Source organism: Flavobacterium sp. UBA5153 (genome assembly GCA_002413745.1).
Classification (GTDB): Bacteria; Bacteroidota; Bacteroidia; order Flavobacteriales; family Flavobacteriaceae; genus Flavobacterium.
The window spans coordinates 161790-174820 of sequence record DHXP01000018.1; the positions used below are offsets into that span (position 1 = coordinate 161790).

Here is a 13031-nt window from a genome sequence, read left to right on the forward strand (position 1 = left end):
ATATTTTTAGAAGAAACAAATAGAAACGGATACATTCCAGTAGCTATTGGGACAGTTTAAACAATAAAATTGGGCGGTCCACGGAGCAAATAAGAACTTCCGGAAAATCTTTTTGGGGTTTCATTTACAGTGATGAAATGAGGAATTTCCGTGTGGGCAAATTGTAAAGTATATAGAAAAGTTTCGGCAGGAATAAAACTGCTTAAAGTAAATTCACAAACAAAACAACTGTCAAAGTTGTGGTGTTGGTGTGTAAATTCAGGTTTGTGTAAGTTATATTTATGATGACATAGCTCTTGGGAAAGCTGCTTTGCCAGATGCTCGTAACTATGAAAAGATTGAAACAGTATTGAAAACAATACCGCAATCATCAAAGAAAAATTAATTATGGACTGTTTCCTTTTCATCCATGCAAATGTAAGGAAACATAAAAAAAAACCATTTGTTTTAACAAAACTTAATGAATTGTTATTACAAATGGTTTTTAGTTGCTTATTCCGTGTTGTTTTACACCAGTTTTGCTGCAATAAGATATTCGGCAATTTGAATGGTGTTTGTTGCAGCGCCCTTTCTTAAATTGTCGGCAACAATCCACATATTCAATGTGTTTGGCTGGCTTTCGTCACGACGAATTCTACCCACAAAAACATCATTTTTACCTTCGGCATATCTTGGCATAGGATACGTAAAAGTGTCTAAATTGTCTTGAACTACAATCCCGTCTGTTTGACTTAAAATAGTTCTTACCTCGTTTACGTCAAAATCATTGGTAAATTCAATATTAACGGCTTCGCTATGGCCGCCAACAACGGGAACACGAACAGCAGTGGCCGTCACTGCGATACTGTTGTCACTTAATATTTTTTTGGTTTCATTGACCAATTTCATTTCTTCTTTAGTGTATCCGTTATCCTCAAAACTATCGCATTGTGGAATACAGTTTCTATTGATTTTATATTTATAAACCATATCTCCCTCAATTCCTGCACATTCATTTTCGAATTGTTGCACTGCTTTTACACCAGTTCCAGTAATAGATTGGTAAGTAGAAACAACCACGCGTTTGATATTGTATTTTTTATGCAATGGGGCTAAAGCCAAAACCATTTGAATAGTCGAACAGTTTGGATTGGCTATGATTTTATCTTCTTTGGTCAATTCCGAAGCGTTGATTTCTGGAACGATTAATTTTTTTGTCGGATCCATTCTCCAAGCGGATGAATTGTCGATAACGGTTGTTCCAACTGCTGCAAATTTTGGAGCCCACTCTAACGAAGTACCACCACCAGCAGAAAACAAAGCAATTTCTGGTTTCATATCTACCGCGGTTTGCAATCCAACAACTGTATGTTTTTTTCCTTTGAATTCGATTACTTTCCCAACTGATTTTTCAGAAGCTACCAGGATTAATTCCGTGTAAGGAAAATTTCTTTCTTCTAACACTTTTAACATTATTTCGCCAACCATTCCGGTTGCTCCTACAACTGCAATTTTCATACTATATTTTTTAATTTTGAATATTTATTTTACAGAACAAAAGTAAGTAATATTCAATTTAAAACAAGCGGCTTCACAAAAAATAACAAAATGTTATATTTACAACAAAAAAGAAAAACCACGCTTTTGGTTTGGTTAGAATATATAATGTAGCGGAAATTATTTTTTTAACAAATCTCTAATTTGGGTAAGCAATTCCTCTTGAGTTGGTCCAGCAGGCGCGGCAGGAGCAGCCACTTCTTTCTTTTTTGCTTTTTCGGCAGCTCTTAAAACAATAAAAATAAATAACGAAATAATAACGAAATTGATAGTGGCTTGCACCAAGTTTCCGTAAGTAATAACAGCGGCACCGGCACTTTTTGCACCGGCTAAATTATCATAACTATTTCCGTCGAGAGTGATGAATTTTTGTGTAAAATCTATTCCTCCTGTTATCAAACCAACAATTGGCATTATGACATCATCAACTGCAGATCCAACAATTTTACCAAAAGCACCACCAATAACAACCGCAGTTGCTAAACTTAATACGTCACCTCTCATTAAAGAAGCCTTAAAATCACTGAAAAATCCCATAATTAAATTTTTATTGGTCAATAGTAACTACGAATATATTAAATTTTTTTATTCTCTATAAAACACGCGTTTAACTCTTTGTGAAATACTTGTAAGGATTTCATAAGGAATCGTGTGTAATTGATTTGCCATAAAAGTTACCGTTGGGCTTTTTCCGAAAATTATTACTTGATCTCCTTCTTTACAATTGATTTCTGAAATATCGACCATTAACATATCCATACAAATACTGCCAACAATTGATACTTTTTGGTTGTTTATCGTTACAAAACCCAAACCATTACCCCAATGTCTTGAAATTCCGTCGGCATAACCAATGGGAATCGTGGCAATTTTTGTCGGTTTCTCGGCAATAAACCGCCTTCCGTAACCCACGCTTTCGCCGGCTTGAATGCTTCTGATTTGTGAAATAACAGATTTTAGCGTGCCAACGTTTTCCAAAAATTTTTGTTCCTCAACATCATTGGAAACGCCATAAAGTCCAATGCCAAGCCGAACCATATCGTATTGCGCTTGCGGAAAATTACTTATTCCCGAAGTGTTCAGTATATGGCGAATGGGTTTTATTTGCAATTCGACCATCAATTTTGAGGATAATTTCTCGAATAAATCAATCTGTGAAAGCGCAAAATCTCGGTGTTCTAAAGCATCGCTCGTTGCCATATGCGACAAAACACTTCGTACCTTCACGAATTTATTTTCTTTTAAAGTCGCAATTAATTCGTCAAGATTTTCTTCTTCGAAACCCAAACGGTGCATTCCCGTGTCGAGTTTGATATGAATAGGAAAGTGTTTCAGTTTTCTTTTTTCGGCAATTTTTAGAAACGCATTTAAGCCTTTTAAACTGTAAATTTCAGGTTCTAATTGATGCTGAATTATAGCCGAAAAACTTGTGTTTTCTGGGTTTAAAACCATAATTGGCAACTTAATTCCGGCATTTTTTAATAAAATTCCCTCATCGGCGAAAGCCACACCAAGATAATCTACTTTATGATGTTCGAGCAATTTAGCGATTTCAAATCCACCGCTTCCATAGCCAAAAGCTTTTACCATAACCATCATTTTGGTGGTGAGTTTTAGTTTTGATTTGAAAAAATTTAGGTTATGACTTATGGCGTTGAGATTGATTTCCAAAACGGTCTCGTGCGTTTTCTCCTCTAATGCGGCAACTATTTCTTCAAATTGAAAATGTCTCGCTCCTTTTATCAGAATCGTTTCATTGCCAAAATTCAAATAGTTAAAATTTAAAAAAAAGTCGGCTGTGTTTTTAAAAGTGACACAGTTGGTAAACTTGTCTTTAAACGCTGAAATGGTTTCTCCAATTCCAATAACCCGATTGATTTTATTGGATGTGATTAACTGTGAAACTTTAGAATATAATTCCTCGTTCGACAAACCACTTTGGAAAATATCAGATAAGATTACTGTTTTGTTTTTGTATTGTTTTTGACTTTCCAGAAAATCCAAGGCGATTTTCAACGACTGAAAATCGGAACTGTAACTATCGTCAATAAGGGTTGTGTTGTTGATTCCGTTTTTGACTTTCAACCGCATTTCAACAGGATATAGCCATTGCATACGGTTTTGAATGGTTGTTTTATCGTATTTAAAACTCAATAAAACCATCAAACAAGTAATGGCATTTTCTACCGAAGCTTCATCCTGAAAAGGAATTTCTATTTCGAAATTAGCGTTAGCATATCTAATTTGTAGAATCGTTTTGTCAGCGATTGCTTTTTTTACAATAAAAACATCGGCAGTTTCGTCCTTGCAACTCCAGGAAAATGTTTTAATTTTTGGGATAATAAGCGCATCAACGGCCTTATTTTTTTGATAAATTATTAGTTTTGAATGTTTGAAAAGTTTTAGTTTTTCTTTGATTTTTTTATCCAAATCTTCAAAGCCTTCATCGTGCGCGGATCCAATATTCGTAATAATTCCGATGGTTGGTTTGATGATGACTTCCAATTTTTCCATTTCATTCATTTTCGAAATTCCCGCTTCAAAAATTCCCAGATTATGCTTTTCGTTAATTGAAATTACCGACAGAGGAACCCCAACTTGTGAATTGTAGCTTTTTGGACTTCGGATAATATTGAAATCAGGACTTAAAAGAAAGTTTAACCATTCCTTGACAATCGTTTTTCCGTTACTTCCGGTCAATCCGATAACGGGAAATTTAAAAAGATTTCGATGATCAGCTGCAAATTGTTGTAAAGCATCCAATGTGTTTTCGACAACCAAGAAATTGGACTTGGCTTCACATTCTTTTGGAATATGGGTAACCACAAAATTTCGCACCCCTTTTTCGATCAATGACGAAATGTAATTATGGGCATCATTGTTGGGTCCTACCAATGCAAAGAAAAGCGTTTGAGAACCGTTTTGCAAAGAACGGCTATCAATGGAAATGTTTTCTATTGTGGCGTCAGGGTTGTCTCCAAACCATTTGGCCTGAAGGACTCGGATAATATTTTGGATAGTGAGTGTCAATAGTTTGTTTTATTTACTTATGTTTTTTGACAAGTTATTTGCAATCGATTTTTTATAATCTAAATCGCTAGGTATTACAGTTTTCGTGGAGAGATTGCAAGTTTTTGAACAAAATTATAGACTTCAGCTATCCGACTGTTTTTTTTTCTTTTTTTAATAATTTTTCTAACTGAGATGTAATATCTTCATCTTGAATTATGAATATTTTTTTGGGTTTGTAAATCCAAAATGTTTATTCCCCCTCAAATTTAGTAAAATAAATTTATAAGGGTTTTTATTTCGGAGTTTTCTCTAACAATCCTCTTAAAAAAATATTTCTTTTTCCGGATGATTTACTCTGTCCTCATAGCTTTTCTTAAATCCTTATTCCACTTCCAAGTCCACGAACGAAAAGGTATTCCCGCTAAACAATCCTTTGTCCGACAATTTCAAGTCGGGAATTACCAACAGTGCCATAAATGAAAGCGTCATAAAAGGTGCTTTCAAATTACTGCCCAATTCCTTCGCCATTGCGTCGATTTCCTGATATAATTTCCCGGTTTCCCAACCGTTTTTATCGCTCATAATTCCGGCAACGGGCAAAGCCAACATTTTGTTTTCGGAGCCATTCACGGCGCAAATTCCTCCAGTATTTTTAATAATAAGATTGACGGCATTGCAAATTTCCTCGTCAGAAGTTCCCACAACAACAATATTATGACAATCGTGCGCCACAGAACTGGCGATGGCGCCTTTTTTCAAGCCAAAATTCTTGATGAAAGCAATTGCTGGCTTCGTATTTTGATAGCGATTGACCACAGCCATTTTCAGAATGTCATTTTCCGTATCCGAAATGATTTTCCCGTTTTCTATTTTCGATTTGTGATGAATTTCATTGGTGATTAATTGTCCTTCCAAGGCTTCAATTACACGAATTTTTGAACCGGAACCAGAAATTTCAAAATCGCTCACTTTTTTTGAAGTGATATTAAAATTATTTGGTGTTTTGAACGGAACATGTTCAATAAATGATTTGCCGTTTTCGGCAACTAATTCGCCGTTGATATAGGTTTGTTGCACTTTAAAATCAACCAAATCTTCGACCACGATAAAATCGGCGGCATCATTTTTTTTCAACAATCCTACATTGATTTTGTAATGATTTATGGGATTGATACAAGCGACTTGCAGCACTTTAAAAACATCAATGCCTTTTGCCACAGCACGAGCACAAAGCAAATTAATATGACCCGAAATCAAATCATCCGGATGTTTATCATCGGAACAAAACATCATATTTTCATGATGTTCCGGCAGCAAATCTACCAGTGCTTCAAAGTTTTTGGCAGCACTTCCTTCTCGAATAAGGACTTTCATTCCCAAGGATATTTTTTCCAAAGCTTCTTCATGTGTAAAACATTCATGATCGGTTGTGATGCCTGCGGAAATGTATTTTTGTATCGGTTCACCTCGCAATCCTGGCGCATGTCCGTCAACCGGTTTGTCGAAATGTTTTGCCCAATGGATTTTCTTCATCACTTCTTCGTCATCAAATAAAACGCCGGGATAATTCATCATTTCCGCCAAATAATAAATGTCTGGCGAAGCCAATAATTCCTTAATTCCTTCTGAATCTATAATTGCACCGGCACTTTCGAATAAAGTGGCAGGAACACAGGATGGAGCGCCAAAATGAAATTTCAACGGCACTTTTTTGCTATTTTCAATCATAAAATAAACCCCATCTTTTCCCAAAACATTGGCAATTTCATGTGGGTCGGAAATCGTGGCAACCGTTCCGTGAAGTACGGCAATTTTTGCAAATTCGGAAGGAACGAGCATGGAACTTTCAATATGAATGTGAGAGTCTATAAATCCGGGAAGAATATAGTTTTTTACATCGTGATTTTTCTCTATTATAGAAATGATTTTCCCATTTTCGACAGTGATTTCGCCAGCGTAAATGCGTTGGTTCATTATGTCAACAATTTGTCCTTGAATTTGCATTGAATTTATTTTTAAGAAAGAAATAATAGTCAAAAGTACTACCATTTTGAATTTATTTTTAAGGCTTCTTCAAATATTTAAAAATTAATTTTATTTTTTTGAACCATTAAGATATTAAGTTTCATTAAGGTTTAATACTTAAAGGAACTTAATATCTTAGTGGTTTTTCTATTTTTAAAAATAAAATTGACTAATATTGTTTTAGATATTAGTGTTTTTAGAATTGTGCTAAAAAATCCTAAATCTAAAATCCTAAATCCCAACTCAAAATGCGCTGGACGATTAAAACCAAACCTGAACCTGAAAAAGTAAAACATCTTGCGCAAGCTCTGAATGTCGAAGAATTTGTGGCAATCCTATTGGTACAGCGTGGAATTGAAACGTATGAGGAAGCCAGAAAATTTTTTCGGCCAAGTCTGGACGATTTACATAATCCTTATCTGATGAAAGATATGGATAAAGCGGTTGAACGAATTGAAAAAGCCATTTCGGATCAGGAAAACATTCTCGTTTTTGGGGATTATGATGTCGATGGTACAACGGCGGTTTCGCTCGTTTCCTCCTATTTGAAAACCTATTATCCAAACGTGGCGACTTATATTCCGGATCGTTATGATGAAGGCTATGGCATTTCTTTCAAAGGAATTGATTTTGCCGAGGACAACGGTTTTTCATTGATTATTGCTTTGGATTGTGGAATAAAATCCATCAATCATGTGGCTTACGCCAAAGAAAGAAATATCGATTTCATTATTTGTGACCACCACAGACCGGGAGAATTTTTACCCGACGCGGTTGCGGTTTTAGATCCAAAAAGAGACGATTGCAGTTATCCTTATGATGAATTATGTGGTTGTGGAATAGGTTTTAAATTGATTCAGGCTTTAGGCGAAAACCGAAGCCAAACCATAGAAGAGTTATTCCCATATCTGGATCTGGTTGCGACAGCTGTTGCCGCTGATATTGTTCCGATGACTGGTGAAAATCGGGTGTTGGCCTATTTTGGTTTGCAAGTCATTAACTCCGAACCAAGACCGGGAATCAAAGCATTAATTACTTCGTCAGTTCGACCTTCGGTCTCGGGTAACCAAATAAAAAAACAAACTTTAGATATTACCGACGTGGTTTTCGTCATTGCGCCGAGAATCAACGCTGCGGGACGTATAAAACACGGCAATCACGCCGTGGCATTACTGTCGGAATTTGATTTTGAACAAGCACAACAATTTGCATCTGAAATTGAAAAATATAATTCCGAAAGGAAAGATTTGGACAAACAAATTACCAAAGAAGCGCTTGGTCAAATTGTGGAGAACGATGAAAAAGAACGTTTCACGACGGTGGTTTTTCAGGAGGATTGGCACAAAGGTGTGATAGGAATTGTGGCTTCAAGATTGATTGAAACCTATTATCGACCGACATTGGTTTTTACGAAAAGTGGCGATAAATATGCAGCTTCAGCTCGTTCTGTCAAGGGGTTTGACGTATATAATGCATTGGAAAGTTGTTCAAAACATTTGGAGCAATTTGGAGGACATATGTATGCCGCTGGAATGACTTTATTGGAGGAAAACTATCAACTATTCAAAGACGCTTTCGAAAAAGTAGTCGAACAAACCATTCATCCCGATTCGTTAACTCCCGAAATTTCGATTGATGCCGAGATAAATTTCGAAGATATCACGCCAAAATTAATTCGCATTTTGAAACAATTCGAACCTTTTGGTCCGCAAAATATGACGCCAATTTTTTTGACCAAAAACGTGAAAGACACAGGTTATCCAAAGAAACTAGGAGCCGATGACGAACATTTGAAACTGTTTGTAAAGCATAACAATTCCGAAGGAATTCCCGCCATTGGTTTTGGATTGGGGAATAAAATGGAGTTGACAACGAATAAAAAACCTTTCGAAGCCGTGTATTGCATTGATGAAAATGAATGGAACGGGAAAGTTTCCATCCAACTGAGATTGAAAGACATAAAATAATTATTTGCCATTAAATGAAGAAAAAAGATCCTTACGCAGCCTTGCGTTATAAAGAATTCAATACGTTTTTGTTGATGCGTTTTGCCATAGTTTTTGCCTGGTCAATGCAATTTATTATCATAGAATGGCAAGTGTACAGTTTGACCAAAAATCCACTTTCTTTGGGGATTATTGGATTAATGGAAGTAATTCCGGCAATTTCGATGGCGTTGTTTGCGGGACATATTGTCGATCAAAAGGAGAAGAAAGGCTTGCTATTGAAATGTATTTTGGCTTTTTCGGTAATAAGTTTCGGCCTGTTTTTATTGACGTGGCCAAGAATGGTGGGCGGTTTTGAAACAAAAACAATTTTATATGGCATTTATTTTTTGGTTTTCTTGGGCGGCTTGGTTCGGGCTTTTCTTGGACCAACAATCTTTTCGCTCTTGGCATTAATCGTTCCCAAAAAAGTGTATCCCAATGCGGCCACTTGGAGCAGTTCGGTTTGGCAAATCGGCGCAGTTGCAGGGCCTTCAGTGGCGGGATTTTCCATCACTTGGTTAGGAGTTCATTGGTCAATGTGCTTTGTTTTCGGGTGTTCCCTTTTGGCATTGATATTATTGACGCAAATTGAAACCAAGCCTATTTTAAACCCAAAAATTGGGGAACCCATAATGGAAAGTTTGAAGGAAGGCGTGAAATTCGTTTTCACCAATAAAACTATTTTCGGAGCTTTAACGCTCGATATGGTGGCGGTTCTTTTTGGTGGAGCGGTGGCGCTTTTGCCTATTTTTGCCCAGGATATTCTAAAAGTCGGACCCGAAGGATTTGGGGTTTTAAGGGCAGCTCCGGCAGTTGGCGCCTTGTTGACGATGTTTATTTCGGCTTATGTTCCTTTGTATAAAAATGCGGGGAAAAAGCTTTTGATGGCTATTTTCGCCTTCGGGGTTTGTATTATAGTTTTCGGGATTTCCACTATTTTTTGGTTGTCGGTACTCGCTTTATTTTTGAGCGGCGTTGCCGATGGAATTTCGGTGGTGATTCGTCAAACTATTTTGCAACTCAAGACGCCAGACCAAATGCGAGGTCGGGTGGCGGCAGTAAATTCGATATTTGTGGGTTCGTCCAATGAATTGGGAGCTTTCGAAAGCGGATTGACCGCAAAACTGATGGGAACGGTTTCGGCAGTAGTTTTTGGTGGAACTATGACCCTTATAATAGTGCTTTTCACCGGTGCAAAATTGCCTTCATTCAGAAATCTGGATTTGCAAAAAGATTTGGAAGAACACGAAAATCAGGAGTGATTAGTTTTTTCAATTCGAAAGTTGTTCCATCAAAAAACCTATAAATTGAAGTTTTATAGGTTTCGGACAAGGAATGCCAAACTGGATTGTCTAATTTTTTTTCGTTTGGAGACATTGGTGTTTTATTATGGAAGTTTGACAGTTGTAAGGAGTAAGTTATATTTTCAGAACTAACTCAATTAAAGAGTTTCTTTTTGAATCTTGATTAGCATTTGTTGTCCATTTGTAACAAATCTTTTTTTGCTTGAAATATATGGTATCAATACAATATCCTTTAAATGCAGCATCACAACTTTCAGTTGTAAAAGATTGTTTTTCCCCAGAAGCAATATTTAAAACTTCCAGATTATCTGTGTCATAATTAAGATAAGCAACATAATTTTGATTCAAATCATAAGCCAAATATTCGCTTATGGTTGTTACGTTTCCATTTTTATTTAGCGGTAAAATAAATCCAGTCCAACACGAACTGCCACAACCAGCGCGGAAAAGCAAATAATTGTCGTTTTCTGCTACAAATCTTGGAAGCCAAGCATCTGCACCATTTAAGTCAAAAGGGTAGTCAAGAGTTTCAAGTTTATTTTTGCGATTCCATTGTAAGAAACTCTGTTCGCCAATTTTCTTGAATTTAATGACATTACCATTTGATGTTACCATATCCTCCAAAACCAAATGGTTATCTTTTTTTGGTTTTTTTTCAATATTTGAATGCTCGTAGTTTTTATTTCCGCACGATAAAAGTAGAAATGCTATAGTAATGATAATTGCTCTCATAGTTGTTATAGTGCTATTAATCCACAAGATTCATTCAAACTTCTTCAACTCAAAAGTCTTTCCATCAAAAACGCCATATGTAAAATAATTAATCCAGTCGCCTAGATTTACATATTCGGAGTTTTCGCCAACAGGGACTTTTAAGGGTAAGTGGCGATGACCAAAAACGAGGTAATTATAATGCTTGGTTTCCAGTTTTCTTTTGGCATAAAGGATGAGCCATTCGTTTTCTTCGCCGAGGAATTTTACGTCCTCATCGCCAGATATCAGCTTGTTTTGTACCGAAAGATAATGTCCCAGTCGCACGCCAATGTCGGGATGAAGCCATCGAAACAGCCATTTTGAAAAAGGATTCGTGAAGACTTTTTTCATTCGTTTGTAACCCATATCGCCAGGGCCTTTTCCGTCACCGTGACCAATCAGGAAGGTTTTTTCGTTGAAAGTATATTCCTGATTGTCGCGATAAATGGGAATATTCAGTTCTTTCTGGAAATAATCATCCATCCACAAATCGTGATTACCCACGAAGAAATAAATAGGAATTCCGCTGTCGCGAATCTCAGCGAGTTTTCCAAGAATTCGCACAAAACCTTTGGGAACCACTGTTTTGTATTCGAACCAAAAATCAAATAAATCGCCCAGAAGAAAAATAGCTTCGGCATCTCCCTTAACTTCGTCGAGCCAAGCCACAAATTTTTGTTCTCTTGGAAAACTCAATTCAGGAGTTGGCGCGCCAAAATGCTGATCGGAGGCGAAATATATTTTTTTGTTGGGAGTGATTTGCATAAAGCTAAAGTAGGGATTTTGAATTACAAATTATCACTTGCAAACCATTCGGCGAAGGAAGATTCTGTTTCTTGCAATTTTAGGGAAAAAAGACCAATATTTTCGGGCAATCGGCTGATTATTCTTTTTGAAAAATCGACCACCATATTTTCGCTCGTGGGTTGGTAATCCACTAAAATTACGTGATGTCCACGGTTTTTTAGTTCGTTTGCCAATTCGATATGGGGTGTCGTTTCGTTGAAAACCGTGGCGTGATCAAATTGGTCTACGATTTCCTCTATCACTATTTTTTTCAAATCCGTAAAATCGATAACCATTCCAAATTTCACATCGCTCCTGTCTACAATTGGCGTCCCTATTACGGTTACCGACAATTTATAACTATGTCCATGCACGTTTTTACACTTCCCGTCATAGCCATACAAGGCGTGACCGGTTTCGAAACTAAACTTTTTTGTAATTCTGATTTTGCTCATTCTGTTTTATTTTGAGTGCAAATTTAACACATCTACTTCTTTTCGTCTGCTTTTTTCGCCCAATAATACATCCAATAGGCAACCCCAATCAATAAGACAAAGGGGAGAAACGAGCCAATGATTACTCCAGTTTGATAATTACTGTCTGGTGCTTCCTTTAATTTTTCTGCAACATTTACTTGTAGCAGGGGCAAGATGAGGTGGATCATTGCTTATTTTTTAAATTGATTCAATGCGTTTCTGGAAAAATCAGAAAGCAACAATTTCCCCGAAATCTCGGCTCTTTCATAAAGCAAAGTGTTCCAATTTTCGGTTCCTTCCCAAAACACTTTTTTCATTTCGGTCAAAGCTTCCGGATTATAATTGGCTAGCGTATTGGCGAAAGTCGTGATTTCAAGGTCTAATTCGGTTGTAGTTTCCAACACTTTGGCGTAAAGTCCTTTTTGGTTTGCCCAAAAAGCAGTTTTCCATGCGGATGCTTCCAAAGTCATTTTAGACATGGCGCTTTTTCCTATTTTTCGGGTCAGGGCGGGTTCTATTACAAATGGCCCGATTCCTATTGCCAATTCGGATAATTTGATGTCACTTTCACTTGTTGCCAAGGCGTAATCGCAGGCGGCAGCGATGCCAACTCCGCCACCAACGGCTTTTCCGTGAATTCTACCCACGATTATTTTCGAACAATTGCGCATTGCATTCAACACATTGGCAAATCCCGAAAAGAATTTTGTGGCTTCTTCCAGATTCGAAACAGCTTTGAGTTCATCAAAAGAAGCACCGGCACAAAATGCTCCCGTTCCGCTGCTTTTCAAAATAATTATCGAAACAACCGGGTTACGGCTTAAATTATTGAGTTCGTTTGTCAAGCGGTCAAGCAAATCACTCGGAAAAGAATTGCTCGCAGGATGCCCAAATTCGAGGGTTGCGATTTTATTTTCGATTGTCGTGATGAGTACGCCGTTTGGGTTTTGAGTTGTCATTTCACCAATTTTGATGTAAAGTTAAAAATATTAAGGGAAGCTTAGACTTTTTTTTCAAATAGGATAGAATTGTTTTTCGAAATTTGCATTATACTATTTTAAAATGTTATATTTGCGCCCTAGTTTGGGGGATTAGCTCATCCCGATAGCCATCGGGAGGCTAGAGCGCCCCGATAGAATCGGGAAGGTTTG

The 13031-nt window shown here is 37.0% G+C and carries 12 protein-coding genes; 2 read left to right on the top strand and 10 right to left on the bottom strand.

The window, feature by feature from the left end:
* Positions 1 to 56 precede the first annotated feature (56 nt).
* The 5 genes from B2145_RS04325 to ade all read right to left on the bottom strand — a co-directional run bounded on the left by B2145_RS04325 (position 57) and on the right by ade (position 6552).
* On the bottom strand, positions 57 to 407 hold the full coding sequence (locus B2145_RS04325) for a hypothetical protein (RefSeq protein WP_291098709.1): 351 nt from the start codon (positions 405 to 407) through the stop codon (positions 57 to 59).
* Between the two features lie 100 nt (positions 408 to 507).
* Positions 508 to 1497, bottom strand: coding sequence for an aspartate-semialdehyde dehydrogenase (locus B2145_RS04330; protein WP_291098712.1), 990 nt, complete (start codon positions 1495 to 1497; stop codon positions 508 to 510).
* A 159-nt stretch (positions 1498 to 1656) separates the two neighbouring features.
* The gene (mscL, locus tag B2145_RS04335; protein ID WP_291098714.1) at positions 1657 to 2073 is read right to left on the bottom strand and encodes a large conductance mechanosensitive channel protein MscL; all 417 of its coding nucleotides are present in this window, start codon (positions 2071 to 2073) and stop codon (positions 1657 to 1659) included.
* Positions 2074 to 2121: 48 nt separating this feature from the next.
* Positions 2122 to 4566: a bifunctional UDP-N-acetylmuramoyl-tripeptide:D-alanyl-D-alanine ligase/alanine racemase gene (locus B2145_RS04340; protein WP_291098716.1), complete on the bottom strand. Its 2445-nt coding sequence runs from the start codon at positions 4564 to 4566 to the stop codon at positions 2122 to 2124.
* A 363-nt stretch (positions 4567 to 4929) separates the two neighbouring features.
* A complete protein-coding gene (ade, locus tag B2145_RS04345) occupies positions 4930 to 6552 on the bottom strand; it encodes an adenine deaminase (RefSeq protein ID WP_291098718.1) in 1623 nt (540 codons plus the stop codon).
* 269 nt (positions 6553 to 6821) lie between these two features.
* Between ade and recJ the strand changes: the two genes are divergently transcribed.
* On the top strand, positions 6822 to 8540 hold the full coding sequence (recJ, locus tag B2145_RS04350) for a single-stranded-DNA-specific exonuclease RecJ (protein WP_291098720.1): 1719 nt from the start codon (positions 6822 to 6824) through the stop codon (positions 8538 to 8540).
* A 14-nt stretch (positions 8541 to 8554) separates the two neighbouring features.
* A complete protein-coding gene (locus B2145_RS04355) occupies positions 8555 to 9823 on the top strand; it encodes an MFS transporter (RefSeq protein WP_291098722.1) in 1269 nt (422 codons plus the stop codon).
* A gap of 156 nt (positions 9824 to 9979) precedes the next feature.
* Here B2145_RS04355 and B2145_RS04360 read toward each other — a convergent pair whose 3' ends face one another.
* The 5 genes from B2145_RS04360 to B2145_RS04380 are packed head-to-tail and all read right to left on the bottom strand — an operon-like array spanning position 9980 to position 12839.
* On the bottom strand, positions 9980 to 10597 hold the full coding sequence (locus tag B2145_RS04360) for a hypothetical protein (RefSeq protein WP_291098724.1): 618 nt from the start codon (positions 10595 to 10597) through the stop codon (positions 9980 to 9982).
* A gap of 30 nt (positions 10598 to 10627) precedes the next feature.
* Positions 10628 to 11383, bottom strand: a complete 756-nt coding sequence (locus B2145_RS04365) for a UDP-2,3-diacylglucosamine diphosphatase (protein WP_291098726.1) — start codon at positions 11381 to 11383, stop codon at positions 10628 to 10630.
* A 23-nt stretch (positions 11384 to 11406) separates the two neighbouring features.
* On the bottom strand, positions 11407 to 11859 hold the full coding sequence (locus B2145_RS04370; protein ID WP_291098729.1) for a 6-pyruvoyl trahydropterin synthase family protein: 453 nt from the start codon (positions 11857 to 11859) through the stop codon (positions 11407 to 11409).
* A 32-nt stretch (positions 11860 to 11891) separates the two neighbouring features.
* Positions 11892 to 12068 (bottom strand): hypothetical protein, encoded by a 177-nt coding sequence (locus B2145_RS04375; RefSeq protein WP_291098732.1) that lies wholly within the window; start codon positions 12066 to 12068, stop codon positions 11892 to 11894.
* Positions 12069 to 12071: 3 nt separating this feature from the next.
* The gene (locus tag B2145_RS04380; protein ID WP_291098736.1) at positions 12072 to 12839 is read right to left on the bottom strand and encodes an enoyl-CoA hydratase/isomerase family protein; all 768 of its coding nucleotides are present in this window, start codon (positions 12837 to 12839) and stop codon (positions 12072 to 12074) included.
* Between the last annotated feature and the right edge of the window lie 192 nt (positions 12840 to 13031).

Bases quoted from the DNA above. Each gene is read 5' to 3' on its own strand.
- B2145_RS04325 (WP_291098709.1), bottom strand. From the start codon at position 407: ATGAAAAGGAAACAGTCCATAATTAATTTTTCTTTGATGATTGCGGTA.
- B2145_RS04330 (WP_291098712.1), bottom strand. From the start codon at position 1,497: ATGAAAATTGCAGTTGTAGGAGCAACCGGAATGGTTGGCGAAATAATG.
- mscL (WP_291098714.1), bottom strand. From the start codon at position 2,073: ATGGGATTTTTCAGTGATTTTAAGGCTTCTTTAATGAGAGGTGACGTA.
- ade (WP_291098718.1), bottom strand. From the start codon at position 6,552: ATGCAAATTCAAGGACAAATTGTTGACATAATGAACCAACGCATTTAC.
- recJ (WP_291098720.1), top strand. From the start codon at position 6,822: ATGCGCTGGACGATTAAAACCAAACCTGAACCTGAAAAAGTAAAACAT.
- B2145_RS04355 (WP_291098722.1), top strand. From the start codon at position 8,555: ATGAAGAAAAAAGATCCTTACGCAGCCTTGCGTTATAAAGAATTCAAT.
- B2145_RS04360 (WP_291098724.1), bottom strand. From the start codon at position 10,597: ATGAGAGCAATTATCATTACTATAGCATTTCTACTTTTATCGTGCGGA.
- B2145_RS04365 (WP_291098726.1), bottom strand. From the start codon at position 11,383: ATGCAAATCACTCCCAACAAAAAAATATATTTCGCCTCCGATCAGCAT.
- B2145_RS04370 (WP_291098729.1), bottom strand. From the start codon at position 11,859: ATGAGCAAAATCAGAATTACAAAAAAGTTTAGTTTCGAAACCGGTCAC.
- B2145_RS04375 (WP_291098732.1), bottom strand. From the start codon at position 12,068: ATGATCCACCTCATCTTGCCCCTGCTACAAGTAAATGTTGCAGAAAAA.
- B2145_RS04380 (WP_291098736.1), bottom strand. From the start codon at position 12,839: ATGACAACTCAAAACCCAAACGGCGTACTCATCACGACAATCGAAAAT.